This is a genomic window from Aestuariibius insulae, assembly GCF_040783535.2.
In the GTDB taxonomy this organism is placed as follows: domain Bacteria; phylum Pseudomonadota; class Alphaproteobacteria; order Rhodobacterales; family Rhodobacteraceae; genus Aestuariibius; species Aestuariibius insulae.
Genome location: NZ_JBFONW020000003.1, coordinates 36,041 through 58,507, shown reverse-complemented (window position 1 = coordinate 58,507; position 22,467 = coordinate 36,041). Strand labels below are relative to the sequence as shown.

The 22,467-nt window shown below is 62.2% G+C and carries 20 protein-coding genes, 1 tRNA gene and 1 pseudogene; 14 read left to right on the top strand and 8 right to left on the bottom strand.

Going from position 1 to position 22,467, the window contains the following annotated elements:
- Nucleotides 1-10: 10 nt before the first annotated feature.
- Nucleotides 11-436 carry a hypothetical protein gene (locus tag AAD018_RS09360; protein ID WP_367316339.1) on the bottom strand — a complete coding sequence of 142 codons (426 nt, stop codon included), beginning with the start codon at nucleotides 434-436 and terminating at the stop codon, nucleotides 11-13.
- A complete protein-coding gene (locus AAD018_RS09355) occupies nucleotides 436-1,647 on the bottom strand; it encodes a hypothetical protein (RefSeq protein WP_367316340.1) in 1,212 nt (403 codons plus the stop codon). The genes AAD018_RS09360 and AAD018_RS09355 overlap by 1 nt, the downstream gene beginning before the upstream one ends.
- Here AAD018_RS09355 and AAD018_RS09350 point away from each other — a divergent pair.
- Together AAD018_RS09350 and AAD018_RS09345 are read left to right on the top strand one after the other, a co-directional pair.
- Nucleotides 1,646-2,359, top strand: a complete 714-nt coding sequence (locus AAD018_RS09350) for an ABC transporter ATP-binding protein (RefSeq protein WP_367316341.1) — start codon at nucleotides 1,646-1,648, stop codon at nucleotides 2,357-2,359. The two genes, AAD018_RS09355 and AAD018_RS09350, sit on opposite strands and share 2 nt — an antisense overlap.
- Entirely contained in the window at nucleotides 2,356-3,363 is a 1,008-nt protein-coding gene (locus AAD018_RS09345; protein WP_367316342.1) for an ABC transporter ATP-binding protein, read from the top strand. The genes AAD018_RS09350 and AAD018_RS09345 overlap by 4 nt, the downstream gene beginning before the upstream one ends.
- A 472-nt stretch (nucleotides 3,364-3,835) precedes the next feature.
- Here AAD018_RS09345 and AAD018_RS09340 read toward each other — a convergent pair whose 3' ends face one another.
- Nucleotides 3,836-4,987 (bottom strand): NAD(P)/FAD-dependent oxidoreductase, encoded by a 1,152-nt coding sequence (locus AAD018_RS09340; RefSeq protein ID WP_367316343.1) that lies wholly within the window; start codon nucleotides 4,985-4,987, stop codon nucleotides 3,836-3,838.
- 217 nt (nucleotides 4,988-5,204) lie between these two features.
- Here AAD018_RS09340 and AAD018_RS09335 point away from each other — a divergent pair, with 217 nt between their 5' ends.
- From AAD018_RS09335 to AAD018_RS09290, 10 genes and pseudogenes are all read left to right on the top strand, one after another.
- On the top strand, nucleotides 5,205-6,104 hold the full coding sequence (locus AAD018_RS09335; RefSeq protein ID WP_367316344.1) for a MurR/RpiR family transcriptional regulator: 900 nt from the start codon (nucleotides 5,205-5,207) through the stop codon (nucleotides 6,102-6,104).
- 42 nt (nucleotides 6,105-6,146) lie between these two features.
- The gene (locus tag AAD018_RS09330; protein ID WP_367316346.1) at nucleotides 6,147-7,730 is read left to right on the top strand and encodes an ABC transporter substrate-binding protein; all 1,584 of its coding nucleotides are present in this window, start codon (nucleotides 6,147-6,149) and stop codon (nucleotides 7,728-7,730) included.
- Between the two features lie 39 nt (nucleotides 7,731-7,769).
- Nucleotides 7,770-8,696 carry an ABC transporter permease gene (locus AAD018_RS09325; protein ID WP_367316347.1) on the top strand — a complete coding sequence of 309 codons (927 nt, stop codon included), beginning with the start codon at nucleotides 7,770-7,772 and terminating at the stop codon, nucleotides 8,694-8,696.
- A complete protein-coding gene (locus AAD018_RS09320; RefSeq protein WP_367316348.1) occupies nucleotides 8,696-9,541 on the top strand; it encodes an ABC transporter permease in 846 nt (281 codons plus the stop codon). Before AAD018_RS09325 ends, AAD018_RS09320 begins: the two co-directional genes overlap by 1 nt.
- 1 nt (nucleotide 9,542) lies before the next feature.
- Nucleotides 9,543-10,493, top strand: a complete 951-nt coding sequence (locus tag AAD018_RS09315; RefSeq protein ID WP_367316349.1) for an ABC transporter ATP-binding protein — start codon at nucleotides 9,543-9,545, stop codon at nucleotides 10,491-10,493.
- An 83-nt stretch (nucleotides 10,494-10,576) separates the two neighbouring features.
- Nucleotides 10,577-11,479, top strand: coding sequence for an ABC transporter ATP-binding protein (locus AAD018_RS09310; protein WP_367316350.1), 903 nt, complete (start codon nucleotides 10,577-10,579; stop codon nucleotides 11,477-11,479).
- A gap of 7 nt (nucleotides 11,480-11,486) precedes the next feature.
- On the top strand, nucleotides 11,487-12,962 hold the full coding sequence (locus tag AAD018_RS09305) for a M81 family metallopeptidase (RefSeq protein ID WP_367316351.1): 1,476 nt from the start codon (nucleotides 11,487-11,489) through the stop codon (nucleotides 12,960-12,962).
- An 887-nt stretch (nucleotides 12,963-13,849) separates the two neighbouring features.
- Nucleotides 13,850-14,161 carry a DUF3489 domain-containing protein gene (locus AAD018_RS09300; protein WP_367316352.1) on the top strand — a complete coding sequence of 104 codons (312 nt, stop codon included), beginning with the start codon at nucleotides 13,850-13,852 and terminating at the stop codon, nucleotides 14,159-14,161.
- A complete protein-coding gene (locus AAD018_RS09295) occupies nucleotides 14,158-14,568 on the top strand; it encodes a DUF2924 domain-containing protein (protein WP_367316353.1) in 411 nt (136 codons plus the stop codon). The genes AAD018_RS09300 and AAD018_RS09295 overlap by 4 nt, the downstream gene beginning before the upstream one ends.
- Nucleotides 14,568-15,014: pseudogene (locus AAD018_RS09290) on the top strand (recombinase family protein); the annotation flags it as partial. The gene AAD018_RS09295 and the pseudogene AAD018_RS09290, both read left to right, overlap by 1 nt.
- Before the next feature lie 135 nt (nucleotides 15,015-15,149).
- Here AAD018_RS09290 and AAD018_RS09285 read toward each other — a convergent pair.
- Together AAD018_RS09285 and AAD018_RS09280 are read right to left on the bottom strand one after the other, a co-directional pair.
- Nucleotides 15,150-15,593 (bottom strand): hypothetical protein, encoded by a 444-nt coding sequence (locus AAD018_RS09285; protein WP_367316355.1) that lies wholly within the window; start codon nucleotides 15,591-15,593, stop codon nucleotides 15,150-15,152.
- A gap of 231 nt (nucleotides 15,594-15,824) precedes the next feature.
- Nucleotides 15,825-15,914, bottom strand: a tRNA-Ser gene (locus tag AAD018_RS09280).
- 193 nt (nucleotides 15,915-16,107) lie between these two features.
- Between AAD018_RS09280 and AAD018_RS09275 the strand changes: the two genes are divergently transcribed.
- On the top strand, nucleotides 16,108-16,980 hold the full coding sequence (locus tag AAD018_RS09275) for an SPOR domain-containing protein (protein ID WP_367316356.1): 873 nt from the start codon (nucleotides 16,108-16,110) through the stop codon (nucleotides 16,978-16,980).
- Nucleotides 16,981-17,007: 27 nt separating this feature from the next.
- Nucleotides 17,008-18,198, top strand: a complete 1,191-nt coding sequence (locus AAD018_RS09270) for a D-alanyl-D-alanine carboxypeptidase family protein (protein ID WP_367316357.1) — start codon at nucleotides 17,008-17,010, stop codon at nucleotides 18,196-18,198.
- Between the two features lie 176 nt (nucleotides 18,199-18,374).
- On the opposite strand, the gene murD is transcribed toward AAD018_RS09270, so the two are convergent.
- The 3 genes from murD to AAD018_RS09255 all read right to left on the bottom strand — a co-directional run bounded on the left by murD (nucleotide 18,375) and on the right by AAD018_RS09255 (nucleotide 22,461).
- A complete protein-coding gene (gene murD, locus AAD018_RS09265; protein ID WP_367316358.1) occupies nucleotides 18,375-19,772 on the bottom strand; it encodes a UDP-N-acetylmuramoyl-L-alanine--D-glutamate ligase in 1,398 nt (465 codons plus the stop codon).
- Between the two features lie 141 nt (nucleotides 19,773-19,913).
- The gene (mraY, locus tag AAD018_RS09260; protein ID WP_367316359.1) at nucleotides 19,914-20,996 is read right to left on the bottom strand and encodes a phospho-N-acetylmuramoyl-pentapeptide-transferase; all 1,083 of its coding nucleotides are present in this window, start codon (nucleotides 20,994-20,996) and stop codon (nucleotides 19,914-19,916) included.
- Nucleotides 20,997-21,021: 25 nt separating this feature from the next.
- Complete coding sequence (locus AAD018_RS09255) at nucleotides 21,022-22,461, bottom strand: UDP-N-acetylmuramoyl-tripeptide--D-alanyl-D-alanine ligase (protein WP_367316360.1); 1,440 nt, start codon at nucleotides 22,459-22,461, stop codon at nucleotides 21,022-21,024.
- Between the last annotated feature and the right edge of the window lie 6 nt (nucleotides 22,462-22,467).

Below are 22,467 nucleotides of genomic sequence, written 5' to 3'. Positions count from 1 at the left end.
CGATCAGGTCCTATGCCACCGCGAGGGACTGCCGGTCCGTGATCGCATTCATCTCCACGATCCGGCGGCCGGAATCGCGTGTGCCCTGTTCCTGGACATCGACGCTCATGCGGCGCGGGTCCTCGATGGTCGCGACCGACTCAAGCCGCAGCAGCCCGCCGTCCCGCGCAAGGAAGGCGGTGACGGGCACGTCTGTCCGCCGTTCGCCGAGGACGAGATCGTGGAGGATCGCGGGCCGCACCTCCGGGGCTTGCTCGATAAACGCGATGCCCCGCCGGGGCGAGATCGGCTTGATACGGCCCTCCATATCGTTGCGGTTCAGCGCAAGTATACGCGCGGCCCTCGTCTCGGCACGCTCGGTGAGGCCGACCGCATCGTCCTGCGCGCGCGCGGCGACGGCGAGGAGCAGAAGGAGAGTGAGAAGCAGGTATCGCATCAATTTCTATCGTCCCAAATCTCGAACTCGGTTCCGCTGACCCACTCGTAGTTCATGTCGTCAAGATCGGCGGTGTTGGAAGGCGCCACGGCGCTGACGCTGGTGACGTTGCCGCGGCCATCGGTGCTATCGATCTCGATATCGGTACGGGTAAGCGTCGTTGGGTTCCACCCGGTGCCGTCGCGGTATTCAAGATTGGTGACGGTGGCATGCGAGCCGCTCGACCCGGGGATGCGCGAGACCGTCTGTTTCGGCTCTGTGCCGATTTGGAGGTTCTGGAAAGAGGACCCGATCATCGATGCGTGCGTCACGGTTTTCCATGCTGAGCCGACATGGCGTGCCTCGGCCTCCCCGGTCGTGCTGTCCGTCAACTCCACCTCGAAGTCGCCGGTGGTCCAACCCGCCCCGGCCTTCGTGAATATCTGGTAGCCTAGTGGCGAGGTGGGCGGTGTCGCCGAGTAGCCGGGGTAGTCAGGGACGAACTCGAAATAGAGCTCGGCCGTCGAGGTGCCCGCAGTGTCCAGTTTCGCGCGCACTCCTGTTTGGATCCACTTCGAGATGTCGTTGCGCTGAAGCGAGATCCAGTAGGATGTCGTCTTGAACCGCGGCGGCGTTGGGTCCCATGAGACAACCGGCTGCGCCCCAGTCAGCGATCCCTTGAGGCCGATCAGGCCCGCCTGCGCTTGACGCGCGGTGATTCGATTGCGGATGGTCGAGTAGGTGTTGCCGGGCTCGCGATGGACATTGTTCTGAAGCTTGATCTCGTCGGTGCCAATCACGTTGGATGCGGCATCGCGAAGGGTCAGCGTCACGTCGATCTCGCCGCCGTGGACGGCTTCGACAAGATAAACGAGATCGCCCGCGGTGATGCCTGCAATCGGAATGTCGTAGCTCGCCGCGTCCGGTCCTCCATCGGCGGCGGGGGGACCGATTCGCGCCGTGTCAGTCTCGTCGAAGATGCGGATTTTCGTCTTGTCGGATACCTCGAGGGTGAGTGTCGAACCGGCTGCGATGGCGGCGTTCCGGCGGATCGTGAGTTCAGACAGCTCGGTCTTGTCCGTCGCACCGTCGATCACGTCGTTGGAGACCGCATCGTTCCCCATCCCGCCGTCGTCGTCATTGTTGACATAGACGATCATGCCCATGTCGTCCGTCTCGGTCGTATCGTCCGCGACCTCGAGCGTGCCGTCCATGTCGGTGTCGGTGTCCATGTCGACAGCGTGGATTGCGACATCCCGGATGATGACGCTGAACCCGGTCCTTAGGATCGACGTCCAAATGGTCGAGGCGATCCTCGCGCACGAAAAGGTGGACCGGCGGACGGCGCTTGCCCGGTCCCGCGATGCCCTCGGCATGGTCGGCATTCCGGCCCCCGAAGAGCGGCTGCGCGCCTATCCCCATCAGCTTTCCGGCGGGATGCGGCAGCGTGTGGCCATCGCCATCGCCTTCCTGAACGAGCCCGACCTCATCATCGCCGACGAGCCGACGACCGCACTCGATGTCACGATCCAATCTCAGATCCTCCACGAGGCGCAGAAGCTGGTGCGCCGCACCGGCACCGCGATGATCTGGATCACCCACGACCTCGCCGTGGTGGCGGGCCTCGCGGACCGGATCGCCGTCATGTATGCGGGCCGGATCGTCGAGACGGGGCCGACCGGTGATGTAATCGATGATCCCCGCCACCCTTATACCTACGGCCTGCTGGGCTCGGTGCCATCCTCGAACGCCCGGGGCCAGCGTCTTTATCAGATCGAGGGAATGGCCCCGAACATGCTGGCCCTGCCGCCGGGCTGCCCCTTCGCGCCCCGCTGCAAGCGCGCCACGGGGCGCTGCAACGTCCCACCCGGCGTCACCCAAGAAGGGGTGCGGGCCTATCGCTGCATTGATCCCTTCGCCGCCTCGCGCGAGGCCATGGCATGACACCCCTGATCGAATTGCGCGGCGTCTCTAAGCGTTTCACCAAGCGTCTCGATCTCGCGGGCCGGATCGCGGGCCGCCTGGGCGCGAACGTGCGCGAGGAGACGGTTCACGCCGTCGACGGCGTAGACCTCTCCATCCGGCCGGGTGAGGTGCTGGGGCTGGTCGGCGAGTCGGGCTGCGGCAAATCTACGCTGGGCCGGGTCGTAGCGGGCATCCACGCCGCGAGCGACGGCGAAATGCTCTTTGACGGCACGTCCCTCGACCGAATGGACGCCAAGGCACGCCGCCGCGCCAATCTCGACGTGCAGATGATCTTCCAGGACCCGTCCTCGTCGCTCAACCCGCGGCTCAGGGTCGAGGACATCGTCGCCGAGGCCCCCCGCCTGCACGGCATCGTCACGGCCGCCGAGGCACCGGACTACGTAGACGACCTGATGCGGAAGGTCGGACTCGATCCCGGCCTCAAGCGCCGCTACCCGCACCAGTTCTCGGGCGGGCAGCGCCAGCGGATCGGCATCGCCCGCGCCCTGGCCGTGAAGCCCCGCTTCCTCGTCTGCGACGAAGCCATCGCCGCGCTCGATGTGTCGATCCAGGCGCAGGTCATCAACCTGTTCGCGGACCTGCGCGAGGAGTTGGGCCTGACCTACCTCTTCATCAGCCACGACCTCAGCGTGGTCGAGCACATCGCCGACCGGGTCGCGATCATGTATCTGGGCCGCATTGTCGAGATGGCCCCGACCGATGCGATCTTCGGCCACCCCCGGCACCCCTATACGCGCGACCTCTTGGCCCAGGTGCCACGCCTCGACCGCCGCCGGCAGGAGTTCCGGCCGATCGAGGGCGAGATTCCGTCCCCCCTCGATCCGCCGCCGGGATGCCATTACCACCCGCGCTGCGACCAAGCGACGGACCTCTGCCGATCAACGGTGCCGCGCCGCGCGGCGTCGGGCGCGGGCGGGGACGTGGCCTGCCATCATCCGCTCCGGGTCGAAGAGCCGGCTTAACCGGCGAAGATCTGAGGCGAGGGAGACACCGGCCTACCAATCGCGGTGCCTCGGCCATCTGTCGCGAACGGTGGAACGTCTCGTTGGGCTATACCCATACGTAACGCTGCTTCGCAGCATCCGCCTCGAACTCAATGTCCGGTATGGGCCGATCTCAGCGCGACCGGTGCTTTCGATCATACTGGTTCCTCACCGCATTGATGGCCCCACAAGAACCCACTTTGACCGATGAAGCGGGCCACACTGGCAGACAAAATCCGCAGATAGCTGTCCTTGATAAGCTCGGAAGCAGCCCATTGCGGGCTTTTGCCAGGACAGCGGCCATCACGACGCAGCTTGTCGAAGGAGGGCGCTGATCAACGGCGAAGCTTCGCAATATGGCAGATGACCGTACTGCGACTGGTCGCAAGCAGCTTGCGATTTTGCAACGACATTTCAAATTGGCTGGGAACGGCGAATTCAAGTTGATCAGTCAAGTAGATGACTCGATAGCTGATCGAGATGGCACCTCTGACAGACGTGCGGGCGAGATTGCGCTTTGGGACACGCCGCGCTGTTCGAGATCGTCCGGTAAGCGGTTGTGTCGGATAAGAGACTTGGATGCTTTCGCCAGTGCCGGTCCCATCATGATCCCATAACCACCCTGCGCTGCGAGCCAGAAGAAGTCGTCTAGCGCACCATCGAATCCCACGACCGGGGCGCCGTCGGACACGAAAGTCCGAAGTCCGGCCCAACTGTGTGCTATGCGGCACACGTCTATAACGGTGTGACGCTGGAGCCAATCAGCGGCCAGAGCAATGTCGAGCTCTTCGGGCTGCGCGTCTTGTGGTTCGGTCGGTGTTTCGTCGCCGAACGACGCCATTATGAGCCCTGCTTCGGGTTTGAGATATGCCTCCGAGTCGGCCATGTCGACGGCGGGTAGCGATTGTATACTCATGCCCACAGGTGCATCGGCGACAATTGCGCTTCTACGCTTCGGGACCAGCCCGAGTGTCCGGGCGCCGGCCATCGCCCCAATTTCATCCGCCCATGCGCCGGCGGCGTTGATCACAACGGCGGCCTCAACTGTGCTGCCGGCGACCTCGATACTCCATTGCCCTGCGCGGCGGTCAATCCCTCGCACACGCGCATTGCATAGGAGATGTCCATCCAACGCCTTGAAACCACGTAAGTAAGCCTGATGAAGCGCGTCCACATCGATGTCCATTACGCCTGATTCATAGGACGCCGCAGCGACCACTTCCGGACGCAGAAGCGGCACAAGCGCCAGAGCCTGTGTCGCCGACAAGTGGTGAACCGGCGCCTCATCCGCGGCAGACGCCACGATCGTGTCGAGGCGGGCCTCTTGTCCAGCCCCGGCAATCGTCAGCAACCCACGTGGTGAGAGCAGGGGATGATCAGCGAAGCCACTTGGCGGATCAACCAGGAACGGACCGCTTCCTGCATTGATCCCGCGTACCACGGCGTTTCCGTAGTTGGGTGTATAGAGCGCCGCCGACCGTCCCGTGCTGTGATAGCCGGCCCGAGACTCTGCCTCAATCAATGCGACGGTTCCGATCTGGGCGAGTTCGAAGGCCACCGAGGCACCTGCAATTCCGGCACCGATGACGGCGTAATGGTACATAGTGTTGACTCGTCTTTCATTTTCAGCCGGTCAAGTGGGCCCTCGCCAGTTCGAGAGATGGCAAACGGGACGGGAACGTTGCGGCATCTTGCCATCACTCACCATCTGATCTTCAACCGGTAACAGATGCAGATCATTTAAGCTGCAATAAAAATTAAATGCTTTGACAAAATGTTATAAAACTTTCATTTTCGCCACCAGAAGGGGATACTCGGGTATGAGCGCATCCGTTCGCGAGCGATTGACAACCAGTCTGGCCACAGCCTCGAAGGCCGACCGGATACTGGCAAACTTCATGCTCTCGGAATTGTCCAACCTTCCGTTTGAAACGGCAGCCAGCCTGGCAGCGAAAGTCGAAGTAAGCGAGCCGACGGTCGGTCGATTTTGCAGGACCTTAGGCTACAAGAGCTTCAAGGACCTGAAGGACCATTTGAAGCAGGACATAGGCCAGCAACCTTGGCTCGTCAGCGACAGGCTTCAGGATCTACGCAAGAGGGCAGCCGCGGGCGAGGATCAGCTCGCGGCCGGGCTGGAACTTGAAATCTCGGCGCTGGTCGCGATTTACGAACTTGCGCGGACGTCGGAATGGACGCGCGTCGTGAAACGGTTGGCGACCACTCCCAATGTCTACGCGGTCGGGTTCCAGACCGAACGGGGTATGGCGCAGATACTGGTCAATCAATTGCAATATCTGCGCGACGGCGTGCGGATGCTCGACCTTGCCGGGGGCAGTTTTGCCGAAGTGCTGGTCTCGGACCCCACCCAGTCGTGCCTCGTGATGTTCGAGGCCCGCCGCTATTCGAGGTTGTCGCGTGACCTTGCGATCGAAGCAAAGAAGGCCGGGATTCCAGTGACACTGGTGACCGATCCATTCTGCGACTGGGGGCGCGATCTTGTCGACGAGATGTTCGTCGTCCCCACCGAATTCAACCAATTCTGGGAATCCACGGCCCAGATGGCAAGTTTGGCCAACCTGTTAGTCAACGGCGTGTTTCTGGAGCTCGGCCCGAAGGTCGAAGCGAGGATGGAAACCGTCACGCAGCTATATAGCCGGTTCACCGGCTATATCGGAAAACCTAGCAATCGCACATCTCAGTCAGGGAGCAAATCGGCCTGACGCAGACCACCATTGATAACAATAACAACAAGGAATTCTGCAATGCGCTATATCTCCAAGACACGACTTTTCGCAAGCTCAATGCTGGTTTCAGCCGGCGTGTTTGGTCTTGCCATTGTCGCCAACGCTCAGGAAGCGACATTCGTCGTTTCCGCACAGAACGTCGGCACGCCGAGTTACAACCCGATCAACGGCACTCAACTCAACGATGCAATTACCCTGATCTTTGACCGTATGGTCATTCAGGACGCCGACCAGACATTCCACGGCCAGCTTGCGACCGAGTGGGAATCGACGGCCGACGGCATGTCGTGGACATTCAAGCTGCGCGAGGGAGTGACCTTCCACGATGGTGAGCCATTCAACGCGGAAACCATCGTGTGGTGGATTCCGCAATTCGCCGAGACCGAAAATGCGTTCATGACAGCCGCTATCGAAAGCGTCGAAGTGATCGACGATTTGACCGTCAGGTTCGTGATGGCGAATCCCGATCCAAACCTCTTGTCGAACATGTCATCGGGTTTCATGAGTATTCCCTCGCCCAAAGCCTTCGATGCGCTGGGTGATGATTTCGGCGTGACCTCTGCGGTAGGCTCTGGGCCCTTCAAACTAGAAAGCTTCACGGTTGGTCAGGAAACGGTGCTGTCGGCAAACGAGGATTACGCATGGGCGTCCGATCTGTCAGAGAACCAAGGCGCGCCGCATATCAAGACGCTGACGTTCCGAGAGATATCGGAGGACTCCACCGCCTTCCTTGAACTCAGCACTGGCGGTGTGGACCTGCTTTACAGCGTGCCAACCGACTTCCTGCCACGCCTTGAAGGCGAGGCGTCGGTTCAAGTCGGTACAATGCCCGGGACCGGTTTGTTCTACATCCCCATCAATACGACCGTTGAGCCATTCACCGATATCAAGGTGCGCGAGGCCACCGCCTTTGCCATCAACCAGAAGGAAATTCTGGATAATCTCTACGGCGGCGTCGGTTCGGTCGCCAATACCTTTTTGATCGACTCGCTGTTGGCGGCAAACGTCGATCCGGCGCTCAAAATTTCCTACGATCCGGACCGCTCCACCGCCGCGTTGGAGGAAGCCGGCTGGGTCATGGGCTCTGATGGTGTTCGGGAAAAGGACGGGACCAAACTGCAGGTTGCGCTGTGGACCCAGAACGGGACCGAATTCAAACGTGTGACCGAAGTGGTCCAAGCCCAGTTGAAAGCCGTTGGCATTGGTGCCGACATCACGGTCTTTGACAGCGCCACTATCAATGACCAGTATCGCAAGGGCACCGATCATCAGCTGGCGGTCCGCTCCTATTCCTGGGCCAATGCGGACATCATCGACTGGTTCTTTTCCGGTCAGCGCCTGGGCTATCCGAACGTGTCGATGTGGAACGACCCTAAGGCAGATGAAATGAACCTCGCTGCCATGAGTGGTTCACGTACATGGGAAGAGCGGGTCGCTAACTTCACGACCTACCATGAGTATGTTCTGAGCCAGTACGTCTTCGCGCCGATCTATCAGCCCGTCCAGATCTACGCCTATGACAAAGAGGCCATTTTCGTGCCTGAGGCCATTCGGGGAACGCGTCTGCAAAGCCAGACCGTGGTCGACATCACGGTTAACTGAACCGCGTCGTACCGCGACCCTAACGGACGAGGCCCCGAAATGATCAGCTTTTTCATCAAGCGGCTCTTGCTGCTCATTCCGGTGTTCCTTGCCGTGTCACTGGTCATCTTCATGATCGTGCACTTGGTTCCGGGCGATCCGATCGACAATCTTGTCCAGATCAATTCCTCGCCCGAGCAAAAGGCGGCGCTTGCGGCCAAGTACGGCCTCGACAAACCGCTTTACCAGCAATACACAATCTGGCTCGGCAACGCCCTGACCGGCGATCTGGGTGACGCCATAATCCTGCGCCGCCCAGTCGCGGATCTGATTGCCCAAAACCTTCCGCATTCGCTGTCGCTTGGCGCCTTGGCGCTTCTGTTTTCGACGGTGGTCGGCATCACCGCCGGCGCGCTGGCGGCGATCTACAAGGACAGCTGGATCGATCGGGTGACGATGACGCTGATCCTGCTGGGGTCGACCGTACCGGGTTTCTGGCTTGGCCTGCTTCTCATCATGCTTTTTGCGGTGCAGCTTGGCTGGTTTCCCGTGTCGGGTGCCCGAAGCTGGGATGCGCTGGTCCTTCCGGTCCTGACCATAGGACTTGGAGGAGTGGCGCTTGTCGCTCGGGTAACGCGCGTCGCCATGATAGAAACGGCGCGCAAGGACTTTGTCATGATGCTGCATGCCAAGGGTGTTCCGCCTTGGCGAATTGAATTGCGTCATGTGCTGCGTCACGCGTTGCTGCCCGTTGTCACGATCCTGTCGCTCCGCATCGGCTGGATCCTTGGCGGCGCGGTTACCGTCGAGTTCGTTTTTGCCCGCCCCGGTCTCGGCTCACTGCTGATTACATCGCTGAACCAGCGCGACTACCCGGTCGTTCAGGGAGCCCTTCTGATGCTCGCTGTCGCGGTGATGCTTGGCACCTTGCTAGGCGACATCGTTCAAGCCGCGATGGACCCACGTGTGCGTGAAAGGATAAAATGATGACGGCTTTCGCTCCCATCAGGACGGCCATCTGGTCGCCACGCGGCGGCGTTTCTGCTGCTGTCCTGGTGCTTGTTGTGGCCTGCGCGTTGTTTGCACCGCTGATCGCACCCTATGCCTACGACATCCAGAACCTGCCGGGCGCGAACACTGAGCCCGGCGCGGCCCATTGGATGGGCACTGATGAATTCGGACGAGACCTGATGTCCCGCATAATCTACGGCGCGAGAACGTCACTGTCCGTGGCAGTCACCGCTATCTCGATCTCGGTAGCGGCCGGACTGACGCTAGGCGCGATGGCCGGTTATTTCGGCGGCTGGTTCGACCGTGCCGTCACCGCGGTCGTCGATCTGACCTGGTCTTTTCCCGAGATCCTGATCGCGCTGATCCTGATCGCTATTATCGGCCCAGGATTGGAAAGCACGATGGTCGCCATCTCGATCGCCTACCTCGCGCAATTCACGCGGCTAACACGTGCGCAGATCATGGCCCTAAAGAACGAGACCTACGTCGAGGCAACGACCAATCTAGGCGCCGGGCATTTTCACATCATTTTTCGCCACCTTCTGCCCAATGCGCTGACGCCGGTGATTGTGGCCGGCATGCTTGCGACCGGAGACGCGATCATCTTGGAAGCCACGCTCGGCTTCTTCGGCCTTGGCGCTCAGCCGCCAACACCAAGCTGGGGCGCCATGATGTCGAGTGGGACGGCACAAATCTTCATCGCACCTTGGATCATCATCTTTCCGGGCCTGGCCATCGCCATCACGGTCATCTCGATAAACCTGTTCGGTGACGCATTGATCGAGGCGCTCGATATCCGCAACCGTTTGCGGAGCGTGTGATATGGCGCTTCTTTCGGTTCAGGGCATCTCGGTTTCGATTGGCGCCTTGTGCCCGTTGGAAGGTGTCACATTCGACATCGACAAGGGCGAAATCCTCGGCCTCGTTGGTGAGTCCGGCTCCGGCAAGTCGCTGACTGCGATGTGCGTCATGGGGTTGCTGCCGCGCATCGGCGGCTCCATCACCAAAGGCTCCATTGTCTTTGACGGGCGCGATTTGATCGGACTTCCCGAGATCGAGTTGCGCCGATTGCGTGGCAAGCGCATCGCGCTGATCAGCCAGAACCCGATGACATCGCTGGATCCGATCATTCGCATCGGTGCGCAGATCGACCAGGTCTCGACCCTGCATCTGGGGTTAAGCGCCGAGGCGGCGAAGGCACGCAGCCTTGAGTTGATCGCCCAGTTGCGCATTCCGGAACCCGCTGCGATCCATCGCGCCTATCCGCATCAGCTTTCAGGCGGCATGAAACAACGGATTGTTATCGCCATGGCGCTTGCCGCAGACCCTGACCTGATCGTTGCTGATGAACCCACGACGGCGCTCGATGTCACCATCCAGGCCCAGATCATACAGATCATGGTCGAACTGGTCCGCGACCGCGGCCTCGCCCTCATGCTGATTACCCATGACATGGGCGTGGTGGCGCAGGCCTGCGACCGCGTCGTTGTTTTGTATGCCGGCCGGGTCGCGGAAATGAACCGGATTGGCGAGATCTTTGGCAAACCCAAGCATCCATACACGCGCGAACTGATCCGCTGCATTCCGCGGCTGGGTCAGGAGCCAGGAAGCCTGAAGGGTATTCCCGGGGTCGTGCCGAGCATCGTCGATTATCCGAATGGCTGCCGCTTCAATCCGCGCTGCAGCAACGCACAGACGCTATGTCGCGACCAGGCGCCTGCGCTTGAGCCCAAATCTTCGGGTCTGGCGGCCTGTCATTTCAGCGAGATTTGATAATGGATGCTTCGGTCCCACGCGATGACAGCCTTGTAACGATAAAGGATCTGACGCGCGAGTTTTCGTCCGGAGGCGGTTTTATGAAGCCGCGCCGCACCATGCGCGCGGTCAATGACGTCTCACTTGATGTGCCGCGCGGCAAAGTAACCGGGGTCGTGGGCGAAAGCGGCTGCGGCAAGTCCACCTTGGCGCGGCTCGTTTTGCGCCTGCTGGAGGCCACTGAAGGGACGGTGATCTTCGACGGCAAGAATCTGGCGACCCAGTCGCAGGCCGAGATGCGCAAACTGCGCCGCCAGATGCAGATGGTGTTCCAGGACCCGTATTCTGCCATCGACCCACGCTATACGATCCGCCGCGCCTTGCTCGAACCCTTTCAGGTGCAAGGTGAAGCCAAGACGGTGGCGGAGGCGAGAGCGACGGTGGATGAACTGATCTCCATGGTCGGCCTCAGCCCGCGCATGTTGGACAGTTTCCCCCATCAGCTATCTGGCGGTCAAAAGCAGCGGGTGGGGATCGCACGAGCGCTGGCACTACGCCCGTCATTTCTCGTGCTCGACGAGCCAACCGCGTCTTTGGATGTCTCCATCCAGGCGCAGATCGTAGATCTGCTGGAAGCCCTAAAGGAAGAGCTTCGGCTGACATATCTTTTTATCAGCCATGATCTCAGCCTTGTCCGTTATTTCTGCGACCGTGTTGTGGTAATGTATCTGGGGCGCGTCATGGAGATTTTGCCGGGTGCTAAGACGCAGCCGCGCCATCACTATACCCATGCGCTTCTCGACAGCAACTTCGAGCCCGACCCGACCCGGCGAAAGATCGTCACGATGCTGGGCGGTGAAATTCCAAGCCCCTTTGCGAAGATCCCCGGATGTGCCTTTGCGGCGCGCTGTCCCGCGGCCAGCGATGTTTGCACACGCGAGCGCCCGCCCCTTACAAACCTCGGCGACGGCCGCATGGTTGCCTGCCACAACCCGATGGATTGAATTGCAGATGAACTTTCGCGTTCTGAGTGCCGAAATCAGCCATGAAACAAATACCTTCTCGATCCGTCCGACAGATCTTGTAGCGTTTAAGAGCCGGTACTTCCTTCTGGGAGAGGAGGCCATCCGCGAACGAGGACAGGCAAACACCGATCTTGCCGGATTTCTTGATGTCGCACGCGACAAGGGATGGGATCTGACGCATGCGGTCAGCACGTCTGCGCCGCCCGGTGGTCTTGTCACACCGGGTACATTCATGGCGCTCGCTGCGCCGGTGATAGCGCGTGCTCTCGCCCAAGATTTCGACGGCATCTTGCTTTCGCTACATGGCGCCATGGTAATTGACGGCGCCGAGGATGGTGAGGGGACGTTCCTCGCGCGGCTCCGGGAGGTGACGGGCCGCGACGTTCCGATTGCAATCACGCTCGACCCTCACGCCAATGTAAGTCAGGAAATGGCCGACCTCGCCAACATCATCGTCTCCTACAAGACCTATCCACATGTCGACATGCGCGACTGTGCCGTGCTGGCAGGAGAGATATTGCATCGGACCATGTCGGGTGAAATCGCACCGAAGACGCTGCGGGTTCATCGCCCGATGCTTGAGGAGGTCAACGGTGGACGCACCGATGCCGGCCCGATGATCGAACGCAACGCGCGGGCTCTTGCGCACCAGCTGCACCCTGATGCCTTTGCCGTCAGCATCAATGCGGGCTTCGGCAATGCCGATATTGCTGAGGTCGGGCCGACAGTCCTTGTCACCTATCAGGGCGACCCTGCGCCACATGAACGGCTTGGCAAGGAACTTGCAGATGACATCTGGGACAGGCGGTTCGAGGGTCTCAACGACTATCTCAGTGTCAAAGCTGCCGCCGCACAATGCGTGGATCACGAAGCCGAAAACGGCCCGATCGTCGTTGCCGATTATGCTGACAATCCCGGTGGAGGAGCGTATGGCGATGCAACGTCGCTGCTTGCAGCGCTGCTTGCCGCAAGCGCCGACAATGCATGTTTTGGACCGTTGGTCGATCCGGAAGCAATCGAGTATTTGGAAACGCAAACCGTAGGGCGGGCCGTCACCCTTGAACTTGGAGGCAAGACGGATCCCGGCCGTGGCGGCGGGCCAATCACGGTGACGGGCACACTCAAGATGCTCAGCGATGGAAACTATACAGGAACAGGCCCGATCCTCGGCGGTCTTCACCGAAGTTGGGGACGCACGGCCGTCCTCGGCGTAGCAGGCATCGACATCTTGATTGTAACCAACGCGACCCAGATGCTTGACCTTGCGCAATTCCAAACGTTTGGCATTGACCCCGCCGAAAAGACTATCGTCGCCCTGAAGTCCATGCAGCATTTTCGCGCCGCCTTCGAGCCGGTCGCATCTCGCATTATTGTTTGCGATAGCGGCGCGCTCTGCACACCGGACCTCGCCAGGCTGCCCTACCGCAATGTGCCGCGTCCGATCTTCCCGCTCGACCGATAGTGGAGCATAGGTAGCGCCCCGATCGCCATGTGGCGACGTAGGGCAAGCCCCGAGTTATGGGGTACCTTTGATTGTGCGCACACCCGTGTCGCGCGAGCATCGACTTGCACGCGCTTGCAAGGTCCGTTCCCCGCCCTCTGTTTTTGTTTCTGACGTTGCGAATTGCATAAAACAGCCGTTGGAAAATACGCTCCAAGCTGGTGCTTTGCCTTGCGATCTGTGAGTTCGCCCATCAACCGATTTTACGCTTGCAGCGAATGGCAGCAAATCGGACTGCGGACGCAGCATCGCAGATCTGTGCTGGCTGGCGGCTTGGGGCCGGTGCCAGCCGCGAAAGCCGCAAGAAGTCGGAAACTTTGCAAGGTCCGCTTTCTGCGCATACCGGACCTTGGTGCGGTTACCGCATCAACACTACTGCCGAGTCCAAGTTCGAATGACAGCTTTGCAGGATCGCGATGGCCCGCTTTACAGCCGCAGGGAACGACCGGTTTCCGCCCATTCTGCGGAGAGACAACCTGTTGCGGATGCAGAAGGTGGCGCGTTGAACAGAGTAGAGCGCCCGCAGTTGCTTTTCGTTCGGTGTCCTGCGCGTTCGGTGATGCGGGAAGGCCGTCGCTGGTCTGCGGTGGCTCTAGCGGTATCTGCAATTTCCAAGCCGTCTTGAAGGCTGTGTGAACCGCTCGGTTAGGGCGGTCACGCGCAGGGGCTTGCGGCGGGTGTCCTAACTCCCGTTCCTCGCTTTCACGTGGCCCACAGGACGTCGCTCTTTCGCTCTGGACTTCTCTGGTGCCGGAAGCGGTACTGTGCCTGTGTCACCGCCCGGATTGCCGGGCTCCACTCGGTACTGGGCGCGGGATTACCTTGCGCCGACGAATGTGGAGATGACGATGACACAGCCTAATCCTTCAACCAGGACACGGGCCGACGCAGCCCAACCGAAGGGTAAGCCAACCCCATCGGAGCAACCGAAGGGCAAGCCTGCCCGGTCGGCCAAACCGACGCGCAGCGCGCCGCTGACCCGGCTTCTGCGCCGCAAGACCGGCGCCTCGATGGCGCAAGTACAGGCTGCCTTTGGATGGCAGCCGCATACGGTGCGGGCCGCAATCTCGGCGCAGCGCAAAGCAGGGCACTGGGTCGAGCGCACGCCCAACGACACCGGGCCAGTCTATCGGATCGTAACCGACGAGGCCAAACCATGAGCCGGCACGACACGGACCGGCCGGCGGCCGACTTGCAGGCGCTGGCAGAGGCCTCCCGCGCCGATTGCCTTGCGCGATGGCGTGCGGCCTTCGGCAGACCGCCGCCCAAGCACCTGTCGCTGCCTCTTCTGCGCAAGCTGCTGATCTGGCAGCGCCAGACCGAGGCGCTGGGCGAACTCTTCGCCCGGACCGAGCGGGAGCTGGACCGCCTGGCCAGCGGGTCCCGCGTCCGCCCCGTGACGCCCGGATCCCGTCTCGTGCGAGAGTGGAACGGGCGCACCTACCGCGTCGAAGTGACCGAGGACGGCTATCTGATGGATGGGCGATCATGGCGCTCGCTCTCGGCCATCGCGCGGCATATCACCGGCGCACATTGGTCCGGCCCCCGGTTCTTCGGACTGGCCTGATGCGCCGGATTCGCTGCGCGATCTATACCCGCAAGAGCTCCGAGGAGGGGCTAGACCAGGATTTCAATTCCTTAGACGCCCAGCGGGAGGCCTGCGCGGCCTATATCGCCAGCCAAAAGCACGAAGGCTGGCACCGTCTGTCGGAGCGCTATGACGATGGCGGGATCTCGGGTGGCACGCTCGACCGGCCGGCCCTCACGCGGCTCATGCAGGCGATCCGCGACCGGCGCGTCGAGCGGATCGTCGTCTACAATATCGACCGGCTGACCCGCGCGCTGGCGAACTTCGCCAAGCTGGTGGAGACGCTGGAGGCGGCCGAGGCCTTCTTCGTGTCGGTGACGCAGAGCTTCAACACCGCCATCAGCATGGGGTCGCTGACGCTGAACATGCTGCTCTCCTTCGCCCAGTTCGAGCGGGAGGTCACCGCCGAGCGGATCCGCGACAAGGGCCAGGTTCATGACGGCCAGCGCCGCGCCCTCATCGACCCCGCGCCTTGGGAGAAGATCCAGTAGAAGCTCCAGCACCAAGCAGAGCCGCCCTACTCTCCTCGATCAACCGAGTCGACCTACGCCCCGGGGCGCTCATTGTCCAATTTCAGCCAAGGCCATCGCGGCTCTGATCGACGACATGCTCGACGATCTGTATCCCGAGGTTCTCCCCTTCCAGATGCGCCGCCGCAGCGTCGAAACGAAGCTGCACCTGGGAGACGCGCCACCCAACATCGACCGAACGCTCGTGACCAACATCGTCAAGGCGCGCGGCTGCTCACCCGGATCCTCACCGGAGAGAGCATCGCCGGGATCGCCAATGCAGACGGCACCTCGCCCCGCCGGATCAAGGACCTCCTGCCCCTCGCGCTGCTCGCCCCACCTCTCCTTGAGACCATCGCAAAAGGCACCCAGCTCCCAGCCCTGACCACCGACTACCTCGTCAAGACCGGCCTCCCAACCCTCTGGGACGACCAGATCAAGCAGGTCGCTGATCTCTAGATCCGCCTGTCTGTCACCCGCGAACGATCCGGCCAAGCTCGCGCAAGAAGCAGCGCGGCAATGCAAGAGGGCGCCATAGTCCCGGGCCGCACCCTCCCGGCTTCCGTAAACACGGACCGCGCAATCGCCAAACAGAGACGCCAGCCAAAAGCGGCTACTCCATCGCCCTTAACCAGAGTCCCACTGAAAGACCGACCAAGCCAAGACACCGAAATCTCAATGCAAAGCCCTCGGCAATCAGAACACCACCAAGGCAAAGCGTGTGGATGGCGGAGGAGGTGGGATTCGAACCCACGGTACGCTTTCACGCACGCCGGTTTTCAAGACCGGTGCATTCGACCACTCTGCCACTCCTCCGCGATCTGCGGCCCCCGATACGCGGACAGCTGCGATTCGGGAAGCGTCCGAAAAATCGCCCACCTTGCGGGCGAGACTTCCCAAACGCGCTCCACTATGGCTAAAGTGGCGACAATTCCGGCACAGACCGGACCGATATCGGCAGACCACCGGTTCGCACCATGTGAACCGACAGGCAGAGGGACACATTTCCATGGCCATCACCCGGCTCATTCCCATGACATTTGCATGCCTTGCACTTGCAGGATGCGAAGACGGCTTCTCCAACCCTTTCACCGGGAGCGGCTCCGGCGGTGAAACCGCCGCTGCCGCACCTGCAGGCGGATCGACCGAAAGCGTCACCCGTGATGTCGAGGCGCCCGAGATCTTCGAGGCGACCGATAGCGGCCTTTGGGACGGTCGCCCGTCGCTGGGCGGGATCTGGGTCGCCCATCCCGACGTGCAGGACGCCGAGCGGGTCATCATCCGCAACACCGAAAACAACACTAACGTGACCGGCGCGCTCTTCCGCCGCGAGCGCAACAATCCCGGACCCACCATCCAGGTCTCCTCGGACGCCGCCGAGGCGCTTGGGATGATCGCGGGACAACCCGCGCAGCTCAGTGTCGTGGCGCTCAAGACCGAAACGGTAGAGGTTGTCACCGACGCCCCCGCACCGCTTGAGGAAGGCGTCGACGATCTGGCCGCGCCCAGCGATGTCAGCGTCACCCCGCTTGACGGGGCCGCTCCGGGCGGCGATCCGATAGCAGGTGCCGCTGCGGCCATCGATGCGGCGGAGGCCAGTGCCACCCCTGCTCCGGCTCCGGCCCCCGCAGCCCAGACCGCCGCATCCGGCTCCTCGAACCCCGTGATCCAGACCGCCACTTTCCGGACCGAGCGTAATGCTAATGCCGCCGCCGCCAGCCTGCGCGCCGCGGGTCTGACGCCTGCCGTCCTGCGCGGCGACAGCGGCGGCACCCCGGTCTTTCGGGTCGTCGTGCCCAATATCGGAACCGGAGCCGAACGCGCCGCATTGCTGGAACAGGTGAAGGCCACCGGCTTCACCGACGCTTACATCCAGGGCTAGGCCCGCCACCGCTCGAAAGGATCCGCCATGCTGACGCGCCTTTGTCTCGGCCTGACGCTGTTGGCCGCCCCCGCGGTCGGCCAAAGCTTCGATACACGGGCCGAAGCCGCCTACATGATCGACCAGACGACCGGCACCGTCCTGCTCGAAAAGAACGCGAACGAGGCCCTGCCGCCCGCCTCCATGTCCAAGCTGATGACGCTCTACATGACGTTCGAAGCGGTGGCCGATGGCCGTCTGACGCTGGGTGAAGAGCTTCCGGTCTCGGCCCATGCGGCCAGCTTCGGCGGCTCCACCATGTTTCTCGACACGACCGACCGCGTCAGTGTCGAGGATCTGATCCGGGGCATCATCGTCCTCTCTGGCAATGATGCCTGCGTCGTTCTGGCCGAAGCAATCAGCCCCGACGGCACCGAAGCGGGCTTTGCCCGGATGATGACCAGCCGCGCCCGCCAGCTTGGCATGGAGGACAGCGTCTTCCAGAATTCCAGCGGCTGGCCCGCCGCCGGGCACGTCATGTCGATGAAGGATCTAGCGATCCTGGCCGAACGCCTGATCGAGGATTTCCCGACCTATTACCCCCTCTTTGCCGAACAGGAATTCGCCTTCGATGGCCGCGCCCCCGCCAATACCCGCAACCGCAATCCGCTTCTGGGTCTCGGCATCGGCGTCGACGGTCTCAAGACCGGCCACACGCAAGAGGCGGGCTTCGGGCTCACCGGCTCGGCCGAACAGGGCGACCGGCGCGTGATCTTCGTGATCACCGGGCTGGACACCGCCGCTCAGCGCGCCGAAGAGGCCGAGCGCCTCGTCACCTGGGCCTTCCGCCAATTCGCCCAGAAAGAGCTTGGCAGCGCGGGCACCTATATCGCCGAGGCGCCCGTCTGGATGGGCTCGAAGACCAGCGTCGATCTGGTCCTGCCCGAGGATACGGATCTGCTCGTTCCCATCCTGAACGAGGATGGGGTCGAGGCCACGGTCAGCTATCGCGGCCCGCTCGAGGCGCCGATCAGCGAAGGCGACAGCGTCGCCGAACTGGTCATTACCTTCGAGGGTCTGCCAGAGACGCGCCTGCCTCTGGTCGCGGGTGAAAGCATCGACCGGGGCGGCTTCACACCGACCCTGCGCACCGCCGCTCAGGTTCTGATGGAGAAAGCGGGCCTGACCGAGGTCATCGACACCGCCGCCGAGACGCTGGCCGTCGAACCCGCCTCCTAATCCTTAACGCCCGGCCGTGACGTGATATCCGCCCGTTGCGCGACGAATCTTGCGCGCGCTCCGTTAACTCCGCGTCGTGCCGAAAATCCACCGACCAAATACCGACACGATACCGACCGGATACCGAAAGCCCATTCTGACCAGATCGGCTGCGTTAACCTGCAAATCGCGTTCCCTTACAGACGCGCCTTCACCTCGGCCGCGAAATCCTCACCCCGCCTCTCGAAGCTGTCATATTGATCGAAACTGGCCGCCGCGGGCGACAGCAAAACCGTTTCTCCCGCCTGGGCCTCAGCCATTGCGCGTTCGACGGCCACATCCATCGTCCCGCAGATCTCCGCCTCGCAGCCGGTCAGCTGCCGGGCAAAGGCCTCCGCCTCGCGCCCGATCACGTAAGCCTTTGCCACATGGCCGAAAAACGGGATTAGAGCCTCCAGCCCGCCTTCCTTCTGCAAGCCCCCGCAAATCCACCGGATGCGCGAAAACGCCGCCAACGCCTTGGCCGCCGAATCCACATTCGTCGCCTTGCTGTCATTGACGAACGCCACGCCGTCCCGCTCCGCAATATGCTGCGAGCGATGCGGCAGGCCCGGAAAGCTGCCAAATCCCCGCTCAATCGCCTGCGGCCCCAGCCCCACGGCCCGCAGCGCGCCATAGGCCGAACAGGCGTTTTGATGGTTATGCGCGCCCGGCAAGCCCTTGATATCCCTCAAATCGATCGAGGCGACCTGCCGCCCGCCCCGCCACTCGCTCAGGAACCCCTTGCGCGCAAAGACCGACCATCCCGGCCCGTCCAGCTTGCTCCCGGACGAGATCCGAATGACCCGCATCTCGGCCCCGTCCTCGGCCAGCTGCCCCGCCAGATACCGCCCTTCCGGCTCGTCCACGCCGATCACCGCCCGGTCTGGCCCGCCTTCGGCAAAAAGCCTGCGCTTGGCCGCGAAATAGCCTCCCATCCCGCCATGCCGGTCCAGGTGATCGGGCGTCAGATTGGTGAAGACCGCCACATCCGGCGTCAGCGCCCGCGCCAGCTCCGTCTGGTAGGAGGACAACTCCAGCACCATCACCTCCCCGTCGCGCGCCGCTTGCGTATCAAAGACCCCGCGCCCGATATTGCCTGCCAGCTGCGCAGGCCGCCCGGCCTCCTGCAGAATATGATGGATCAGCGCGGACGTCGTTGATTTTCCATTCGATCCGGTGACCGCGATAACCCGCGGCACGGTGTCGAACCGGTCGAAGTCGGCCCCTCCGAAAGACCGGAAGAACAGCCCGATATCGTTGTCGACCGGCACCCCCGCCGCCTGGGCGGCAACGACCACTGGGTGGGGCGCCGGATAAAGATGCGGGATCCCGGGCGAGACGACCAGCGTTGCCACATCCTCGAACGCTCCGGCCCGCGTCAGATCACGCAGGACGATGCCCTCGCCTTCCGCCCGCTCGCGCGCCGCCGCGCCGTCGTCCCAGGCCACCGCCTGCGCGCCGCCGGCCTCCAGCGCATGGGCCACGCTCAGCCCCGACCGGCCCAGTCCCAGAACGGCAACCGTTCGCCCTTCAAATCCGCGCACCGGGATCATACCGCTCTCCTTGCCGCTCGCCGCGTTAATCTATTGCAAACTTTGATGAGGCAAACACCCAGAACGTTCTTCCCCGATCTCTTTGCCTGGGAAATATCCCGGGGGTCCGGGGGCTGGCCCCCGGTCCTGCGTTAAGAGACCTTAACGAACCTTTAACGTGGCAAGACCGACCATCGCGAGAATAAGCGCGATGATCCAGAACCGGATCACGATCTGCGGCTCCGCCCAGCCCTTCTTTTCATAGTGGTGATGGATCGGCGCCATCAGAAAGACCCGCTTGCCGGTGCTCTTGAAATAGGCCACCTGGATGATGACCGACAAAGCCTCCATTACGAAAATTCCGCCGATGATGGCAAAGACGATCTCGTGCTTCGTGGCCACCGCAATCGCCCCCAAAGCGCCGCCTAAGGCCAGCGATCCGGTATCGCCCATAAAGACGGCAGCTGGCGGCGCGTTATACCACAAAAAGCCAAGCCCTCCGCCGATCAAGGCCATAGTGAATATGAAGATTTCTCCTGTTCCCGCCACATAGTTCACGTCGAGATATTCGGTGAAATCCGTCCGCCCCACGACATAGGCGATCGCTCCCAAGGCCGCCGCCGCGATCATCACCGGCATGATCGCCAGCCCATCGAGCCCGTCCGTCAGGTTCACCGCATTGGCCGCCCCTACGATCACGATGGTGGCAAAGGGAATGAAGAAGACCCCCATATTGACCAGCAAATCCTTGAAGACCGGAAAGGCCAACTGATTGGTCAGATCCTCGGGATGATGCCAGGCCGCCCAGGCCGCCGCTGCTGCGGCAATCAGAAAACCAAGTCCCAGCCGCATCTTGCCCGAGACACCATCGACCGTCTGCTTGGAAACCTTTGCATAATCGTCCGCAAACCCGATCATGGCAAAGCCAACGGTCACGAGAATGACCATGAAAACATAGGGATTATCAAGCCGCGCCCAAAGGATGGTCGAGGTCAGAACCGCCCCCACGATCAGCAGGCCGCCCATGGTCGGCGTGCCCGCCTTGACGAAATGCCCCTCGGGCCCGTCATCACGGATCGGCTGCCCCTTGCCCTGCCTGCGGCGCAGCACGTTGATCAGCGGCGGCCCAAAGAGAAAGCCAAAGACCAAAGCCGTCAGAAACGCCCCCCCGGCCCGGAAGGTGATATAGCGGAAGAGATTGAAGAGATCCCCCCCATCCGACAACTCGGTCAACCAATAGAGCATGCGCCCGCCTCTTGTTTTCTTGTTCTTATCGCTCTTGCTCGTCTGCCACCGGATGCCCCAGTTTGCGCAACGCGTCAACGATCCGGCTGACCTTGATCCCCTTGGATCCCTTGACCAGGATCACGTCGCCCGCATCGACCAGACGGCTCGGCCGCTCGGCCAGCTCATCGGCGGTTTCAACCCAGCGCCCCCGCTTGATCTCGGGCAGGGCCTCGTGCAGCGCCTTCATCCGGGGCCCCACGCAATGAACCAGATCGATCCGCGCGAATGGCGGCAGATCCGCCAGATCCCGATGCAGCTTGCTCTCCTCCGGACCCAGCTCCAGCATATCGCCCAGGATCGCGATCCGGCGTCCCCGCCCGATCCGCCCGACCCCGTCGAGCGGTTCCGCAGTCACCAGAACCTCCAGGCTTGCCGCAACCGAAGCGGGGTTGGCGTTGAACGCATCGTCGATCAGATCGAAGCTCATCCCGTCCTCGGCATCGTCCAGAACCAGCCGCTCCCGCGTGCCGCGCCCGGCATAAGGCGCCCAAAGCGCCAGATCGCGCGCCGCGGTGGCCGCATCGCCCCCCAGCGCCTCGACCGCCGCCAATGCACCCAAAGCGTTCATCGCGAAATGCGCACCCGGCACGGTCAGCTTGAAGAGCCAGTCCTCGCCATCGTGACTGGCCTGCAACGTCGTGGTCTTGGGCCCCACCCGAAGATCCGTCAGATGCCAATCGGTCCCCTGACGCCCGAAAAGCACAGAACGCGCGCCTGCGGCCTGCGCCGCCTCCAGAAGGATCGGAGCGGTCGTGATATCGGCGTTGATGATCGCCGGACCACCGGACCGAAGACCTTTGAAAATAGAGGCCTTTTCCACGGCGATGGCATCGACATCCGGAAAGGCCTCAAGATGCGCGGCCGCCACTGTCGTGATCAGGGCCACGTCCAGATCGGCCATCTGAGCCAGAGGCGCGATCTCTCCGGGATGGTTCATGCCGATCTCGATCACGGCGAACTCGGTGTCCTGCGGCATCCGCGCCAGCGTCAGTGGAACGCCCCAATGGTTGTTGTAGCTCGCCTCAGGCACATGCACCCGGCCTTGCCGCTCGAGAATGATCTTGAGCATCTCCTTGGTCGACGTCTTGCCAACCGATCCGGTGACGCCAAGAACGGTAGCCTCGCTTCGCGCGCGCCCCGCGCGTCCGAGCGCGCCCAGCGCCTCGAGGACATCCTCGACGAGGATCAGCGGATGCGCGTCTGAGACGCCTTCCGGTCTGTGGGTCACCAGCGCGCCCGCCGCGCCCGCCTCAAAGGCAGCCGTCAGGAAATCGTGACCGTCCCGTTCGGCAGAAAGGGCAACGAAAAGGTCGCCGGGAACAAGCGATCGCGTGTCGATCGAGATACCGCTCACGTCGAACTCACGGGATACCGCACCGCCGGTTGACGCAGCGATGGCCTGGGATGTCCAGAGCACGCTCACGCCAAC

Coding starts and splice junctions, on each gene's coding strand:
- AAD018_RS09360 (WP_367316339.1), bottom strand. CDS start 436: ATGCGATACCTGCTTCTCACTCTCCTTCTGCTCCTCGCCGTCGCCGCG.
- AAD018_RS09350 (WP_367316341.1), top strand. CDS start 1,646: ATGTCGACAGCGTGGATTGCGACATCCCGGATGATGACGCTGAACCCG.
- AAD018_RS09355 (WP_367316340.1), bottom strand. CDS start 1,647: ATGGACACCGACACCGACATGGACGGCACGCTCGAGGTCGCGGACGAT.
- AAD018_RS09345 (WP_367316342.1), top strand. CDS start 2,356: ATGACACCCCTGATCGAATTGCGCGGCGTCTCTAAGCGTTTCACCAAG.
- AAD018_RS09340 (WP_367316343.1), bottom strand. CDS start 4,987: ATGTACCATTACGCCGTCATCGGTGCCGGAATTGCAGGTGCCTCGGTG.
- AAD018_RS09335 (WP_367316344.1), top strand. CDS start 5,205: ATGAGCGCATCCGTTCGCGAGCGATTGACAACCAGTCTGGCCACAGCC.
- AAD018_RS09330 (WP_367316346.1), top strand. CDS start 6,147: ATGCGCTATATCTCCAAGACACGACTTTTCGCAAGCTCAATGCTGGTT.
- AAD018_RS09325 (WP_367316347.1), top strand. CDS start 7,770: ATGATCAGCTTTTTCATCAAGCGGCTCTTGCTGCTCATTCCGGTGTTC.
- AAD018_RS09320 (WP_367316348.1), top strand. CDS start 8,696: ATGACGGCTTTCGCTCCCATCAGGACGGCCATCTGGTCGCCACGCGGC.
- AAD018_RS09315 (WP_367316349.1), top strand. CDS start 9,543: ATGGCGCTTCTTTCGGTTCAGGGCATCTCGGTTTCGATTGGCGCCTTG.
- AAD018_RS09310 (WP_367316350.1), top strand. CDS start 10,577: ATGAAGCCGCGCCGCACCATGCGCGCGGTCAATGACGTCTCACTTGAT.
- AAD018_RS09305 (WP_367316351.1), top strand. CDS start 11,487: ATGAACTTTCGCGTTCTGAGTGCCGAAATCAGCCATGAAACAAATACC.
- AAD018_RS09300 (WP_367316352.1), top strand. CDS start 13,850: ATGACACAGCCTAATCCTTCAACCAGGACACGGGCCGACGCAGCCCAA.
- AAD018_RS09295 (WP_367316353.1), top strand. CDS start 14,158: ATGAGCCGGCACGACACGGACCGGCCGGCGGCCGACTTGCAGGCGCTG.
- AAD018_RS09275 (WP_367316356.1), top strand. CDS start 16,108: ATGGCCATCACCCGGCTCATTCCCATGACATTTGCATGCCTTGCACTT.
- AAD018_RS09270 (WP_367316357.1), top strand. CDS start 17,008: ATGCTGACGCGCCTTTGTCTCGGCCTGACGCTGTTGGCCGCCCCCGCG.
- murD (WP_367316358.1), bottom strand. CDS start 19,772: ATGATCCCGGTGCGCGGATTTGAAGGGCGAACGGTTGCCGTTCTGGGA.
- mraY (WP_367316359.1), bottom strand. CDS start 20,996: ATGCTCTATTGGTTGACCGAGTTGTCGGATGGGGGGGATCTCTTCAAT.